This is a genomic window from Kineococcus lubricus (assembly GCF_050871965.1).
GTDB lineage: Bacteria > Actinomycetota > Actinomycetes > Actinomycetales > Kineococcaceae > Kineococcus.
The window spans coordinates 100,378-115,514 of sequence record NZ_JBJLSK010000017.1; the positions used below are offsets into that span (position 1 = coordinate 100,378).

Annotated in this window: 12 protein-coding genes; 7 read left to right on the plus strand and 5 right to left on the minus strand. The window is 74.5% G+C overall.

The genetic code is table 11. The features are described 5' to 3' along the window. Positions 1–38: 38 nt before the first annotated feature. Both ACRYRX_RS14575 and ACRYRX_RS14580 read right to left on the minus strand, forming a co-directional pair. Entirely contained in the window at positions 39–1,343 is a 1,305-nt protein-coding gene (locus tag ACRYRX_RS14575) for an ABC transporter substrate-binding protein (RefSeq protein ID WP_432512856.1), read from the minus strand. 110 nt (positions 1,344–1,453) lie between these two features. After that, positions 1,454–2,212, minus strand: a complete 759-nt coding sequence (locus ACRYRX_RS14580; RefSeq protein ID WP_432512858.1) for an aldolase/citrate lyase family protein — start codon at positions 2,210–2,212, stop codon at positions 1,454–1,456. Positions 2,213–2,339: 127 nt separating this feature from the next. Here ACRYRX_RS14580 and ACRYRX_RS14585 point away from each other — a divergent pair, with 127 nt between their 5' ends. From ACRYRX_RS14585 to ACRYRX_RS14595, 3 genes are all read left to right on the plus strand, one after another. Beyond that, complete coding sequence (locus tag ACRYRX_RS14585; protein WP_432512859.1) at positions 2,340–3,341, plus strand: LacI family DNA-binding transcriptional regulator; 1,002 nt, start codon at positions 2,340–2,342, stop codon at positions 3,339–3,341. 108 nt (positions 3,342–3,449) lie between these two features. Further along, positions 3,450–4,442: an ester cyclase gene (locus ACRYRX_RS14590; protein ID WP_432512860.1), complete on the plus strand. Its 993-nt coding sequence runs from the start codon at positions 3,450–3,452 to the stop codon at positions 4,440–4,442. Positions 4,443–4,465: 23 nt separating this feature from the next. Next, complete coding sequence (locus ACRYRX_RS14595) at positions 4,466–5,632, plus strand: cupin domain-containing protein (RefSeq protein WP_432512861.1); 1,167 nt, start codon at positions 4,466–4,468, stop codon at positions 5,630–5,632. A gap of 7 nt (positions 5,633–5,639) precedes the next feature. Here the strand turns inward: ACRYRX_RS14595 and ACRYRX_RS14600 are convergent, their stop codons facing one another. Further along, positions 5,640–6,548, minus strand: a complete 909-nt coding sequence (locus ACRYRX_RS14600) for a LysR family transcriptional regulator (protein ID WP_432512863.1) — start codon at positions 6,546–6,548, stop codon at positions 5,640–5,642. 79 nt (positions 6,549–6,627) lie between these two features. Here ACRYRX_RS14600 and hisD point away from each other — a divergent pair, with 79 nt between their 5' ends. Both hisD and ACRYRX_RS14610 read left to right on the plus strand, forming a co-directional pair. After that, the gene (hisD, locus tag ACRYRX_RS14605; protein ID WP_432512864.1) at positions 6,628–7,944 is read left to right on the plus strand and encodes a histidinol dehydrogenase; all 1,317 of its coding nucleotides are present in this window, start codon (positions 6,628–6,630) and stop codon (positions 7,942–7,944) included. Positions 7,945–7,951: 7 nt separating this feature from the next. Then, on the plus strand, positions 7,952–8,746 hold the full coding sequence (locus tag ACRYRX_RS14610) for a nitrilase-related carbon-nitrogen hydrolase (RefSeq protein ID WP_432512866.1): 795 nt from the start codon (positions 7,952–7,954) through the stop codon (positions 8,744–8,746). Between the two features lie 18 nt (positions 8,747–8,764). Here ACRYRX_RS14610 and wecB read toward each other — a convergent pair whose 3' ends face one another. Both wecB and ACRYRX_RS14620 read right to left on the minus strand, forming a co-directional pair. Further along, entirely contained in the window at positions 8,765–9,934 is a 1,170-nt protein-coding gene (wecB, locus tag ACRYRX_RS14615; protein ID WP_432512868.1) for a non-hydrolyzing UDP-N-acetylglucosamine 2-epimerase, read from the minus strand. 282 nt (positions 9,935–10,216) lie between these two features. Further along, complete coding sequence (locus ACRYRX_RS14620; protein ID WP_432512869.1) at positions 10,217–11,437, minus strand: hypothetical protein; 1,221 nt, start codon at positions 11,435–11,437, stop codon at positions 10,217–10,219. 85 nt (positions 11,438–11,522) lie between these two features. Here ACRYRX_RS14620 and ACRYRX_RS14625 point away from each other — a divergent pair, with 85 nt between their 5' ends. Beyond that, entirely contained in the window at positions 11,523–13,349 is a 1,827-nt protein-coding gene (locus ACRYRX_RS14625) for an ABC transporter ATP-binding protein (protein WP_432512871.1), read from the plus strand. Then, positions 13,346–15,133 carry an ABC transporter ATP-binding protein gene (locus ACRYRX_RS14630; protein WP_432512873.1) on the plus strand — a complete coding sequence of 596 codons (1,788 nt, stop codon included), beginning with the start codon at positions 13,346–13,348 and terminating at the stop codon, positions 15,131–15,133. The genes ACRYRX_RS14625 and ACRYRX_RS14630 overlap by 4 nt, the downstream gene beginning before the upstream one ends. Positions 15,134–15,137: the final 4 nt, after the last annotated feature.

A 15,137-nucleotide genomic window follows, 5' to 3' on the forward strand; every position in this document is an offset into this window, starting at 1 on the left:
CCGACGTCCTCCTCGACGACTGCGGGACCGGGCGGGGTTCAGCCCGCGACCTTCTCCGCCGCGGCCTGCATCTGCGCGAGGCCGTCGGCGACGGGGAGCTGGCCGGTGAGGACCTGCGCCAGGACGGGGCGGATCTCGTTGCTGACGTCGGCCAGGACCGGCGACACGACGGGCGGCATGGTGGAGGCGATCGAGGCGTTGGCGGCCTCGCCGTAGGGCGAGTTCGAGGCGGTGACCAGGCCCTCGCGCGCCGGGTACGCCGCGGGGATGGACGCCTTGGAGGCGTCCTCGCCGACGGCGGAGGCCATCATGGTGAAGAGCATGTCGTGGTCGAGCTTGGTGTTGTGCGGGATGGACCAGCCGTCGATGGAGAGCCGGCTGTAGCTGTACGGCGCGTCGGCGCTGACCTTGGGCGCCCCGGCGAAGGCGAAGTTCTCGGCGAGGTCGCTGTTGGTGGGCAGGGTCAGGTCGTTCATCCGGCCGGAGAACATGACGGCCATGGCCGCGGTGCCGTTGTACATCTGCTGCTGCACCTTGGGCTGGTCGAAGGTCGTGACCTGCGGGTCGGTGTAGGGCTTGAGGGCCAGCAGCGCCTCCAGGGCCTGCCGGGCCTGCGGTCCGTCGAGGGTGACGTTCCCGTCGGCGTCGACGAAGTCGGCGCCGAGGGAGTTCATCGCGGCCTCGAAGCTGGTGGTGATGTCGGAGGTCGCCAGCCAGGGCAGCGCGATGGGGTGTTCCATGATGCCGGCGGCCTTGATGGCCTCGGCGGCGGCGACCATCTCGGGGAACGTCGTGGGTGCGTCCAGCCCGAGCTGCTCGAAGACGTCGGAGCGGTAGGCGGTGACGAACATCTGCGCCTGCATGGGCAGCGCGTAGAGCTTGCCCTCGTAGGACATGCCCTGCCGCATCGACTCGCTGATGGCGTCGAGGCCGGCGTCGGAGGCGTACTTCGCGTAGAGGTCGTCCAGCGGGACGAGCTTCTCCTCCTCGGCCAGGCCGGGGATGACGAAGCCGTAGGTCTCGACGATGTCGTAGGTGCCGGTGTCCCCGGCGAGGGTGGCGGTCGTCTTGGTGACCTGACCGCCGAAGTCGATGGGGTCGTGCTTGACGGTGACGTCCCCCTTCGTGCAGCTCGACACCATGGTGTCGGTGAAGGGGTCGATGGCCGAGGAGTTGTAGGCGAGGACGTTGACCGTCGTCTTCTCGCTGGGGGCCTCGTAGTCGCAGGTGACCGAGGTCCCGTTCTCGTTCCCGACCCGGCTGCCGGCACCGCAGCCGGTGAGGGCGAGGGCACCCGCGACGGCCGCGGCGATGAGGGCGAAGGTGCGCTTCTCTGTGGGCATGGCCAGAGGGTATGCGTATGCACACGGAGAAGGGAAGCCTCAGCCGGGAGAAACCGGGAACGCTCCCCCGCGCGGTCACGGAGGGGTTTCGGCGGGGTTCCGGGGCTGTTTCAGGACAGCGGCAGGCGCAGTTCCCGCAGGTGCGCCACGAGCGCGTGCGCGAGGTTGTAGACGACCAGGTCGGCCCCGTCGGCGAAGGCGGCGGCCGCCGCCGCGGCCCCGCCCACGATGTCCAGGCGCAGTCCCCCGCCGCCGGCCAGCGCGGCGTGGACCCGGGCCGTCGACTCCGCCGGGGACGGGTCCCCCGGACCGGTGGCCGCGGCCAGGTCGGCCGGTCCCACCATGATCCCGTCGAGCCCGGGGGTGCGCAGGACGTCCGCGGCCGCGGCCGCCCCGGCCGGGGACTCGACCATCGCCATCACCAGCGTCCGGCGCAGCTGGTCCTCCTGGTACGCCTGCGGATCCACCGTCCCGAACCGGCCCGCCCGGCTGTAGGTCGCGAACCCGCGGTGCCCCAGCGGCGGGTAGTGGGCCGAGGCGACGGCCGCGGCGGCCTGCGCCGCGTCGTCGACGTGCGGCACGAGCACGCCCTCGGCGCCCTGGTCCAGGACCCGCAGCACCATCCCGGGGTCGCCGCTGCCCACGCGCACCACGACCGGAACCCCGTGGACGGCGGCGAGCAGGAGGTGCTGGCGCAGCGGCACGACGTCGCCCGGCCCGTGCTCGCAGTCCAGCAGCACGTAGTCGAACCCCGCGACGGCGGCCATCTCGACGAGTTCCTCGCAGGGCATGCGCACCAGCACCCCGAGCAGCTTCTCCCCCGCGTGCGCGCGCTCGCGCAGCGACGCCCCGGCCCCGTCCGCCCCCACGCGACTCCCCCCGTCGATGCCTGCCCGTGCTGTGCCTACGTATACCTGCTGCCCCCGCCGGTCGGCTAGACTCCCGCGGGGCCCGAGGGAGGCCGACGGGGTCACGCAGTCACGGGGGGTCGCAGGCATGGCGGTCACGAGCCGCGACGTCGCGCGGGTGGCGGGCGTCTCGCAGCCCACGGTCTCGCGGGCGCTGCGCGACGACCCCCGCCTGTCGGACCGGACCAAGCAGCGGGTCCGCGAGGCCGCCGACCTGCTGGGGTACGTGCTCAGCGACGCCGGTCGCGCGCTGTCGTCGGGGCGCACCCGCCGGATCGGGCTGCTGGTCACCGACCTGGGCAACGAGTTCTACCACCACATCATCGCCCCCATGCACCGCGAGCTGGAGCAGCACGGGTACCAGCTCGTCCTGCACACCGAGTCGACCGACGACGGGAACGTGGCCGACCGCCTGCTGGCCAACGGGATCGACGCCGCGATCCTCGCCACGACGACCGTCGACTCGATCGCCCCCCTGCGGCTGCGCGACCGGGGGATGCCGTTCGTGTACCTCAACCGCACGAGCACGCAGGTCGACGCGGACGCCACGGTCGTCTCCCCCGCGGCCGGTTTCGCCGCCGCCGCCCGGCGGGCCCGGGAACTGGGGCACGAGCGGGTCGGCGCCGTCCTGGGGCCGAGCAACACCAGCACGGGCCAGGACCGCGAGCTCGCCCTGCGCGCCGCGCTGGCCGACCACGGCCTGGGCCTGGAGTCGCGCTACGTGCGCCGGGGGACGTACGACACCGCCGTCGGCGACGCGGCCGTCACCGAGCTCCTGGCCCTGCCCGAGCCGCCGACGCTCGTCTTCTGCGGCAACGACGTCGTGGCCTACGGCGCGCTGAACGCCGCCAGCCGGGCCGGTGTGCGCGTCCCCGAGGACGTCTCGATCGTCGGTTTCGACGACCTGCCGCCGGCGGCCTGGCCGGTCCTGCAGCTGTCGACCATCGCCTACGACTTCCACGAGATGGCCCGCGAGGCCGCGCGGCTGGCGGTCCGGCGCCTGGACGGACCGCAGGAACCGTTCTCTCACAAGACGTTCCCGAGCACGTTCGTGGAGCGCCGCTCCCTGGGGCTGGCCCCCGCGCACTGACCCTCCCGCCGTGGGGCAGCCCCTTGCCACCGTCTGTGCATACGCATACCCTGGCGTGGCCGTGGGGCGCCGAGGCTCCTCGGACCGCCAGCGAAGGGATGTTCTCCAGTGGCTCTCGACCCGGTGGCGTACAAGCCGTACGCCGACCCCGACGACTTCATCCGCGAGGTCACCGACCTGATCTGGGTCGATCGCGCGATCAGCTTCATCCGCGAGAACTACGAACCGGACTCGATCGTGCACGGCGCCTACGGCACCTCGACCACCCGCGACGAGGTGATCGAGGGGACCCTCATGCGGATCGCCGCGTCCCCCGACCGGACCGGGCAGGCCGAGGACGTCATCTGGGAGGCCCGCGGCGACGACGCCTTCCTCAGCTCCCACCTGGTCCTGTCCGGGCACCTGCAGACCTCCGAGCACAGCCGCACCATCGCCAACTGCCTCTACCGCCGGGGCCGCATGGTCGAGGAGTGGGTCGTCCGCGACTCCCTCGCCGGCGCGCTCGCCCACGGGCTCGACCTCGACGAGCTCGCCCGCGCCCAGGCGTTCCGCGGGTACAGCGGCTCCTGGACGCGCCCCGCGCCCGCCGACGTCATCGCCGCCGGGGACTCCGGCCCCCGTCCCGACGAGCACCGCTCGGAGGTCGAGCGCGTCCTGGACCTGATCCAGACCGTGTGGAACGAGCGCGACCTGCAGAAGACCGAGAAGTTCTTCGCCCGCGACCTCGTCCTGCTCACCGTCGGCAACCGGGTCGTCATCCGGCCCGAGGGGTACCGGCGCGCGCTGCTGCGCTTCCTGGAGTGCTTCCCGGCCGGGCAGTTCGAGGTCCGCGACGTCCAGACGAACTTCGACGTCCGCTACGCCGGGCTCCGCGTCGCCGTGACCTGGAAGTTCGTCGGCGACTACACCGGCGTGCCGACCTACGGCCCCCGCACCGGGCGACCGGTCGACGTGCTCGGCATCTCCCAGTTCACCTTCCACCAGGGCGCGCTCGTCAAGGAGGTCCGCCTGTGGGACGACATCGCCCTGCGCGCGCAGATCGCCGGGACGCGCGGCGACGTCGACCCGCTCGACGCCACGCGCCCCACCAACATCTACTGACCGCCCGCCCAGGAGGAACCACCATGACCACCGACCACGCGCAGACCGACCTCACCGTCGACGCGGCCGAGGTCGAGCGCCGCACCATCCGCAGGAGCGACTGGGTCGCCTGCAACGCGGCCTTCATCGACTGCCGGACCCCCGGGTCGGACCGCAAGGAGAACTACGCCTTCATCGGCGGCGGCGTCTCCCAGAACGCCGCCCAGTTCGTGAACCTCACCGAACCGCACGGGTTCAACACCGGCGCGGCCGGGATGCCCAACGGCATCTCCAACAACCTGCACCTGCACTTCACCGCCGAGGTCTTCATCAACCTCGGCGGGCGGTTCCGGCTGCGCTGGGGCGTCGACGGGAAGCAGGGCGAGTACGTCAGCACCGACGGCGACGTCATCTCCGTCCCGACGTGGATCTTCCGGGGCTTCACCAACGAGGGCCCGGACGACGGCATCCTGTGGACCGTGCTGGGCCGCGACGTCACCGGCGGCATCATCTGGGGCCCGTCGGTCCTGCGGGAGGCCGAGTCGTACGGCCTGCACCTGACGGCCGACAACCGCCTCGTCGACACCGTCGCCGGCGACACCCTGCCCGAGGGCGTCGCGCTCATCAAGCCGATGAAGCAGGAGTACATCGACGAGCTCACCGCGTACTCCGTGGAGGAGATGCGCCGCCGCGTCGTCCAGCCCGCCGACCGCGTCTACAGCCGCAACGCGCTGCTGTGCTCGACGCTGCCGGGCGGTGCCGCCGAGCTCAGCCTCGTCATCGGGTACGGCATGAGCGAGGACCGCCGCCAGGTCCCCGCCATCACCGAACCGCACTCGTTCAACGTGGCCTGGGTCCGCGCCGCCGCCGAGGAGGGGCTGCTGCGGCACCGGCACGACCGCTCCCAGGCGCTGCTCGTCAAGAGCGGCCGGTGGGCGGTCACGCTCAACGGGGACCCGGCCACCACCGTGGAACTCGGCCCGAGCGACTCGTTCTCCGTCCCGCCGGGGGCCTGGCGCGCGTTCCGCTGCGTCGAGGAGGGCCCGGCCGGCGCCGGGGAACTGCTCGTCGTGAACTCCGGCGACGACCGCGTCCACCTCGACTGGGCGCCGGAGGTCGTGGACGCCGCCCGGGACACCGACCGGATGATCGACCCGAACGGCTACCTCGCGCCCGTCGGCGTCATGGTCACCGCCACCGAGGACGACTGAACCCCGCTCAGCGCCCGCCGGCGTCCTGCGCGAGCAGGCGCCGGCGGGCCAGCCGTACGAGTTCTGCCGTCGCGGGCGACAACGCGATCCCCTCCCGCTGCACGAGCGCCAGGACGTCGTGCAACGGCTCGGCGAAACCCGCGGTCCCCAGGTTCGCGGGAAACCCGGCGCTGCGCGCCACGGCCCGGCTGACGAACGTGTCGCCGATCCCGCGCGCGACCAGCCCGAGCGCCGCCTCGACGTGCTCGACCTCGATGAGCGGTTCCAGCCGCACCCCCTCCAGCCGCGCCCGGTCGGCGACCTGCCGCCGGGTCGGGTCCCGCCAGCCGTGGTGCGCGTCGTAGAGGACGAGCGGGACCGCGGCGAGGTCGGCGACCGTCACCGGCCGCGTCAGCCGCCCGGGGTCGGCGCTGACGTACAGCACCTCGTCGCGCAGCAGCGGCGTCACCGTCAGGCCCGCGTCGTCGACGGGCAGCACCACGATCCCCGCCTCGACCTCCCCCGCCGCCACCGCGGCCGCGACCGCCACGGAGTTCAGCCCCACGAGCCGCACCCGGACGCGCGGGTGCCGGGCGTGGAAGTCCTCCACGAGACCGGACAGCAGGTAGTGGTCGGCGTTGCGCAGCACCCCGAACGTCGCGACCCCGCCGCCGAGGTCCCGCAGCGACCGCACGGCGTCCGAGCCCGCGTCGGCGGCCGCCACGGACTGCCCGGCGAACGGCAGGAGCTGCTCCCCGGCACCGGTGAGCACGAGCCGGCGCGGGCCGCGGTGGAACAACGCGATGCCGTGCTCCTCCTCCAGCCGGCGCACCAGTTCGGACGCCGACGCCGAGGCGATCCCCAGTTCCGCCGCCGCCGCGGAGAACGACCCCGTGCGGGCGGCGGTGAGGAAGGCCCGCAACTGGTTCAGCGTCACGACCGACAGGTTAGTCCTGCCGGTCCCGGAGGAAACCTCGCTCTTGTCCGGGGGTCCGGGGGGTTCCTAGCCTGCTGGCATGCAGTTCACCCCCAGCCTCCTGACCGCCCTCGCGGGCCGGTTCCGCCCGGTGAAGACGCCGGCCGTCAGCACCCCGCCCGCCCAGCGCGACCCCGCCGTCGCGGCCCGGGTCTCCGGCATGCTCACCGACATCGAGAAGGGCGGCCTGGACGCCGTCCTGCGCTACGCCGCCGAGCTCGACGGCTACGACGGACGCCCGGTGGAACTCGACGCCGGGACGATCGCCCGCAGCGGTGACCGCCTGCCCGCCGACCTGCGGGCCGCCGTCGAACTCGGCGGGGAACGCACCCGCGCGTTCGCCGCCGCCCAGCGCGAGCACCTGACGGACTTCTCCGTCGAACTCACCCCCGGGCTGGTCGTGGGGCAGAGGTACGTCCCCGTCGGCCGGGTCGGCGCCTACCTGCCCGCCGGGCGGTTCCCGCTGACGGCCAGCGCGTTCATGACGGTCGGCGTGGCCAAGGTCGCCGGGGTCCCCTCCGTCGTGGCCTGCACGCCCCCGCAACCGCACGGCGGCGCCAACGACGCCGTCCTCTACGCGGCCGCCGTCTCCGGCGTCGACCGGGTGTTCGTCCTGGGCGGGGTGCAGGCGCTGGCCGCGATGGCGTTCGGCCTCGTCGGGGACGGCCCCGTCGACATGCTCGTGGGCGCGGGGAACGCGTTCGTCGCCGAGGCGAAGCGGCAGTTGTTCGGGACCGTCGCGATCGACCTGCTCGCCGGCCCGTCGGAGGTCGCGGTCCTCGCCGACGAGACCGCCGACCCCGTCCTGGTCGCCGCCGACCTGCTGGGCCAGGCCGAGCACGGGCCGAACTCCCCCGCCGCGCTCGTGACCACGTCGGAGGAACTGGGCCGGGCCGTCGTCGCCGAGGTCGAGCGGCAGCTCGCGACCCTCGCCACCCGAGACATCGCCGGGCCCGCGTGGCGCGACCACGGCAGCGTCACCTGGGCCGCCGACCGCGAGACCGCCGCGACGCTCATGGACGACCTCGCGCCCGAGCACCTGGAGGTCCTCACCGCCGACGACGACTGGTACCACGACCGGCTGACGAACTACGGCTCGCTGTTCCTCGGCCCGTGGTCCACCGTCGCGTACTCCGACAAGGGGATGGCCGGGACGAACCACACCCTGCCGACGGCGGGCGGGGCCAAGCACAGCGCCGGGCTGTCGGTCTCCCGGTACCTCAAACCCCTCACCTACCAGCGGATCTCCCGGGAGGCGACGCCGGACCTCGCGACCGCCGTCCAGGTCATCTCCGACTCCGAGGGGATGGCCGCGCACAGCGCCACCGCGACGCTGCGCACCGCCCGGTGGCGGTGAGACCGCGGTGACCCTCATCGCCTGCTGGACGGCGGCCCCCCGCATCGGGGACCTGGCCGGGAACTGCGCCCGGTCGGTGACCGCCGTGCGGGAGGCCGCCGCCGCGGGCGCCGACCTCGTCGTCCTGCCCGAGCTCGTCACCTCCGGGTACGTGTTCACCTCCGCGCAGGAGGCGGCGGACCTCGCGGTCCCCGCCGACCACGAGGTGTTCGCGCAGTGGGCGCGGGCCGCCGGGGACGCCGTCGTCGTCGGCGGGTTCTGCGAACGCGGCCCGGACGGGGAGGTCTTCAACAGCGCCGCGGTCGTCGACGCGACCGGCGTCCTCGCGGTCTACCGCAAGGTCCACCTGTGGGACGAGGAGGAACGGTTCTTCACCGCCGGGGACGAGCTCCCCCCGGTCCTGGACACCCGGGCCGGCCGCGTCGCGCCGCTGGTCTGCTACGACCTGGAGTTCCCCGAGTTCACGCGCGCGCTCGCCCTGGCCGGGGCCGAGGTGCTGGCCGTCCCGACGAACTGGCCGCTGGTCCCCCGCCCCGACGGCGAGCGCCCCCCGGAGGTCGTCATCGCGATGGCCACCGCCCGGGTGAACCGCGTGGTGGTCGCCTGCTGCGACCGGACCGGGACCGAGCGCGGGGTGCGCTGGACCGCGGGCACCACGGTCGTCGGCGCGGACGGCTGGCCGGTCGCGTCCGGCGGCGCCGAGGGCCTGCTGCTGGCGGAGGTCGACGTGGCCCTGGCGCGGGACAAGCAGCTCACCGCCCGCGCCCACGTGTTCGCCGACCGGCGCCCGGACCTGTACTGAGCGCCGGGCCCGGCGCGCTCACGCCGACGCGGCCCCGGCGCCGGCGAGGTCGCCGGCGGGCGTGAGGTCGCGGTCGAGGCGGTCCAGGACGCGGGCCGCGGCCCGCCCGTCGCCGAACGGGTTCGCCACCGACGCCATGCGCCGCAACCGGTCGGGGTCGTCGAGCAGGTCGAGGGCGTACCGGCGGACCTCGTCGGGGTCGGTGCCCACGAGCGCGGCGGCCCCGGCGTCCACGGCTTCCCGGCGTTCGGTGGTGCGGCGCAGCACGAGGACGGGGACGTCCAGGGACGGCGCCTCCTCCTGCACGCCACCGGAGTCGGTGAGGGCGAGGTCGGCGTCGGCGAGGGTGGCGGTGAAGTCGAGGTAGTCCAGCGGTCCGGTGACGCGGACGCGCGGGTGGTCCCCCAGCACCGGCAGCACCGCGTCGCGGACGGCGGGGCTCAGGTGCAGCGGCAGCACGACCTCGGCGTCGCGGGCGTCGGCGACCTCGGCGATGGTGCGGGCCAGCGCGGCCATGGTGGCGCCCTGGTTCTCGCGGCGGTGCAGGGTGACGACGACGCGGGGTCCGGTGCCGGTGCGGGCGGTGGGGAACGCCGAGGTGCCCAGGCCGCGGTCGACGACCCACAGCAGGTTGTCGATGACGGTGTTCCCGGTGACCTCGACGTCCTCGGCCGGAACCCCCTCGCGCAGCAGGTTCTCCCCGGCCGGCCGGGTCGGGGCGAAGTGCCAGCGCGCGAGCCGGGCGACGAGGCGGCGGTTCAGCTCCTCGGGGAACGGGTCGGTGGCGACGCCGGAACGCAACCCGGCCTCGACGTGCGCGACGGGGATGCCCTCGTAGAACGCGGCGAGCGCCCCGCTGTAGGCGGTGGTGGTGTCGCCCTGGACGATCGCAGCGTCGAACGGGGCGCTGGTGACGACGGCGCCGATCTCCCGCGCGAGGCGGGAGGTGAGGCCGTGCAGGTCCTGGCGCTCGCGCATGACGTCGAGGCGGACGTCGGGGACGACGTCGAGGGCGGTGAGCATCTGCTCGAGCATCTCGCGGTGCTGCCCGGTGGTGACGACGACGGGTTCGAAGCGCGGGGAGGCGACCATGGCCCGGACGACGGGGGCCAGTTTCACGGCCTCGGGCCGGGTGCCGAGGACGACGAGCACGCGGTGGGGCGCGGACGGGTGCGTGGCTTCGGTCACGACGGGGCTCCGGTGGAGGTGCGGCGGTGGGTGCGGTTCCTGCCCCCGAGGTTGCCGCACCCCCACCGTCCGCGCGGGCGGTTCGGCGGGATTTCACGAGGCCGGCGGAACCCGGACGCCCCGACGTACCGGTTCCGTCGACCCGACGTCACGCTCCGTGCCCGGTCGGGCGGTGACGTTGCGGGAGAAGCCCTTTCAGGCCCGCACTCAGCGTGAGTGCATCACGACCCGCGGTCAGGTCCGGTGGCGTCGCTCCACCGGACCGACCTCCGCGCCGACGGCTCAGCGACCGCCGAGGATGTTGCGGATCTGCTGCATCTGGTCGTCGCCGACCCCCAGCTGACCCATGACGCCCTGCAGCCAGTGCGGTTCACCGTCGCCGAACAGGTCGCCGAGGACGTCGTCCTCCTCGTGGCTCTCGGCCGCCGCGGCGACCGCGGGCCAGAACCCGCGCGCGAGCGTCCACGGCGCCGACGCGCTGAGCAGGCCCAGGACACCGAGGTCGGACAACCGGGCCCGCAACTCCTCCACGGCCACGCCCGCGGCCGGCCCGAGCCCGGCGGCGCTGTCCACGAGCTCGTCCAGGGCCGCGTCGTCGAAGGGGTGGCCGGTGACGGCCGAGGCCAGGATCGTGGGCAGCACGGCGTCGGAGATCGAGAAACCCTCGTCGAGGGTCTCGGGGTCGTCCAGGACGAACCGCCCGACGAGGTGGCGGCGCAGCTCGCGCGGTTCCGGTTCGCGCGCCAGCCAGCCCTCGGCCTCGGGGCCGGGGGCCAGGAACGTCTCGTCCTCACCGTCGAGCAGGTCCAGCGCGATCATCAGCAGCACGACCTGCCGCAGCCACGGCACGTCCTCCAGCTCGGTGGGTTCGCCGTCGGCGTCGACGGTGCTGGGGATGCGGTGCTCGAACGACGCCAGGACCGCGGTGACGTCGTCGGCGGACAGCTCCGCGTCGTCCGGCACCGCGATGCCCTCCCCGACGTGGGCGAGGACGGCCTGCGCGGCCCGCACCGGGAACGAGGCGAGGACCGCGTCGTCCTCCTCGTCGGCGTCGACGTCCTCGGCCGCCGCGGCCAGCACCTCGGCGATCTCCGGGGGTTCCCCGGCGACCAGCACCAGGCACGTCTCCAGGTCCCCCGCGGACCCCTGCCAGCGCCCCGTCTCCCCCAGGAACGTCAGCAGCTGCCACCAGATCGCGGCCAGGTCCTCGGCCATCTCCTCCGGCTCGGGCGTGCCGCTGTCCTCCACGAGCGCGGGGATGACGCGGGTGACGAGCACGTCGACGTCCTCGGGAGTCAGCCGGGTCAGCACCGCGCCCGGGCGCAGCGTCAGCAGCCCGCCCGCGCCGACGGTGAGCGCCTCGACGACGGCCTCGGGGCCCACCTCCTCGTCGACCTCGACGTTCTCCTCCAGCCAGGCGGTGAAGGGGCCGCGCAGCTCCGCCATCGCGCGCTCGCCGAGCGCGTGGGACTCGGTCACCGGGTTCGTGTCGTCGTGTGCCACCGGGCCAGCCTGTCACCCCGGGCGTGATCGCCTCCACCGCCCGCGAGGAGCGGCGGCCGTGCAGCCCCTGTGAAAGGCTCCGGAGGTGAGTGGAACGTTCCTCGACGGCGTGCGAACCCTGGCCCGCGGCATCCGCGAGGAGCCCCGCCCCTTCCGCATCGCGATCGTCGGCTCGGTCGTCTTCGGCGCCGGCAACGCCCTGTCCGGTTTCCTCGTCGGCCGCGTCACCACCGACGTCGTCGTCCCCGCCGTGAACGGTTCCGGGCAGGTCACCGCGGGCGACGCGTGGCTGGCCGGCGCGACCTTGATGTCCGTGACCGTCGTGCTGGTGGGCGGGGTCCTGCTGCGGCGGATCTTCGGCGGCGCGTTCACGTTCGCCCTCCAGGCCCGGTACCGCCGGCGGCTGGCCCGGCGCTACCTGGACCTGCCGCTGGCCTGGCACCACGCCCACCCCGCGGGCCGGTTGCTGGCGACGGCGAGCTCGGACGTGGAGGCGACCTGGCAGGCGACGATGGTCCTGCCGTTCGCGCTGGGCACGGCCGTGCTGATCCTCTTCGCGGGGGTCGCGATGGTCCTGGCCGACCCGGTGCTCGCCGCGGTCGGGCTGGTCGTGGTGCCCGCCCTGCTGGCCGCGAACATCGTCTACCAGCGGCGGATGTCGCCGCTGGTGGTGGCCGTGCAGCGGCTGCGCGGGGAGGTCTCGACCACGGCCCACGAGAGCTTCGAGGGCGCGCTGGTCGTCAAGACGCTCGGGCTGGCCGACGAGGAGGTCGCGCGGTTCCGCGCCGACGCCGAGCGGCTGCGGGACGCCAACGTCGCCGCCGGCCGCACCCGCGGCGCGTTCGAGCCGATCATCGAGGCGCTGCCGTCGCTGGGGACGCTGCTCGTGCTGGTCGTCGGGTCGGTGCGGGTCGCCTCCGGCCACACCGGCGTCGGCGACCTCGTGCAGATCGCCTACCTGCTGAGCCTGCTGGCGTTCCCGGTCCGGTCCTTCGGGTGGCTGCTGGCCGACCTGCCCCGCACGGTCGCCGGGGACGCCCGCCTGCAGGACGTGCTGCGCGAGAGCGCCACGACGCCGTGGGGCGAGCGCGCGGTCCCCGACGGCGGCGCGCTCGGCGTGGCGGCGTCGGGCCTGTCCTACCGGCACCCGGCGCCGGCGGCCGACCCGCTGTCGGGGCCGGGCACCGAGCACCCCCCGCCGCCACCGGTCCTGACGGACGTGACGCTGGACATCGCCGCCGGCACGACGGTCGCGGTCGTCGGCGGCACCGGCGCGGGCAAGTCGACGCTCGCCGGGCTGCTGGTCCGCCTCGTCGACCCCTCGACCGGGCAGGTGCTGCTGGACGGCGTCGACGTCCGCGAGCTGGCCGAGGGCCGGATCGCCGGGGCGGCCGCGCTGGTCCCGCAGTCGACGTTCGTGTTCGACGACTCGGTCCGCGGCAACGTGGCCCTGGGCCTGGAGGTCTCCGACGACGAGGTGTGGCAGGCGCTGCGGCTCGCGCAGGCCGACGGGTTCGTCGCCGCGCTGCCGGGCGGGCTGGACGAGCTCGTCGGCGAACGCGGCTCCACCCTGTCCGGCGGGCAGCGGCAGCGGCTCGCGCTGGCGCGCGCGCTGGTGCGCCGCCCCCGGCTGCTCGTGCTCGACGACGCGACCAGCGCCCTGGACCCCGCGGTCGAGCGGGCCGTCCTGGACGGCCTGGAGCGGACGGGCATCAGCACCACGGTCGTGGTGGTCGCCTACCGGCCGGCGACGATCGCGCTGGCCGACGAGGTGGTCCACCTCGACCGCGGCCGGGTCGTCGACCGGGGGCCCGCCGCGGAGGTCGCGGCCCGCGACGAGGGCTACCGCGAGCTCGTCACCGCCTACGCCCGCGCCGCCGCGGACCGGGCCGCCGAGGAGGGCGCCGCGTGAGCACCACCACCAGCACCAGCACCACCCGGGGGCCGGCGGTGGAGCGGGGCGTCATCGCCCGCGCCCGCGAGCTGACCCCGGAGTTCGCCGAGGGCCTGGGGGTGACCCTGGCCATCGCCGCCGCGACGACCCTGGGCAAGGTCGCCGTCCCGATCGCCGTCCAGCAGACCATCGACACCGGCGTGTCCGCCGACGGCGGCCCCGACGTGACCCGCGTCGTGCTGCTGTGCGCCGCGGCCGCCCTCCTGGTGCTGGTGACGGCCGGCACCGCGTGGATCGTCAACGTCCGGTTGTTCCGGGCCACCGAGGCCGGGCTGGCGACGCTGCGCGTCCGCGCGTTCCGGCACGTCCACGACCTCGCCGTCCTCACCCAGAGCGGGGAGCGGCGCGGCTCCCTGGTGAGCCGGGTGACCAGCGACGTCGACACCATCTCGACGTTCCTGCAGACCGGGATGCTCGTGCTCGTCCTGTCCGCCGGGCAGGTGCTGCTCGCGACCGGGCTGATGTTCTTCTACTCCTGGCAGCTCGCCCTGGTCGTCATCGGCTGCTTCGTGCCGCTGGTGCTGGCCCGCCAGCGGCTGCAGCGGCCGGTGACCCGCGCCTACCGGGCCGTGCGCGTGCGCATGGGCGACCTGCTCGCCGCGGTGTCCGAGACGGTCGTGGGCGCCGACGTCATCCGCGCCCACGCGGCGTCGGAACGGTCCTGGCGGCGCATCGACGAGGCCATCGAGGCGCACCGCAGGCAGGCCGTGAAGGCGCAGACGGCGACGGCGGTGACGTTCTCCTCCGGGGTGTTCGTGTCCGGCCTGGTCGTCGCGCTCGTCATCGTCGTGGGGACGCTGCTGGGCCTGGACGGGGACATCACCCTGGGCCGGCTGCTGGCCTTCCTGTTCCTCGCCCAGCTGTGGGTGGGGCCGGTCCAGGCCGCCACCGAGGTCCTCAACGAGCTGCAGAACGCCCTCGCCGGCTGGCGCCGGGTCGTCGACCTCATCGACACCCCCGTCTCGGTGCCCGAGCCGCGGACCCCGCGCCCGCTGCCCCGCGGCCCGGTCGACGTCCGCGTGCAGGACGTCGCCTACTCCTACCCGGGGACCTCGAAGGTCGTGCTGTCCGGGGTCACGCTGCACTTCCCCCCGGGCTCGCGCACGGCCGTGGTGGGTGAGACCGGGTCGGGCAAGACCACGCTGTCGCGGTTGATGACGCGCCTGGTCGACCCCGTCGCGGGCCGCGTCCTGCTGTCCGGGGTGGACGCCCGCGACCTGCCGTCGGCCGAGCTGCACCGCCGCGTCGTCGCCGTCCCGCAGGAGGGTTTCCTCTTCGACACGACGGTCGGGGACAACGTGCGGCGCGGTCTGCCCGGGGCGAGCGACGCCCAGGTGCGGGAGGCGTTCGCGGACCTGGGCCTGACGTCGTGGCTGGACGGCCTGCCCGAGGGCCTGGACACCCCCGTCGGGCAGCGCGGGGAGCGGCTGTCCGCCGGTGAGCGCCAGCTCGTCGCCCTGGCCCGCGCCCACCTGGCCGACCCGGACCTGCTGGTCCTGGACGAGGCGACGTCGTCGGTGGACCCGGCCACGGAGGTCCGGCTGCAGCGGGCCCTGGAGGGCGTCCTCAGCGGCCGCACGTCCGTCGCGATCGCCCACCGCCTGTCGACCGCCGAGGCCGCGGACACCGTGGTCGTCGTGGACTCCGGCCGGGTCGTGGAGGTCGGGCCCGCGTCCGAGCTCGCCCACGCGGGCGGGCCGTACTCGCGGCTGCACGCCGCCTGGACGGCCCAGCACGGCTGAGGCC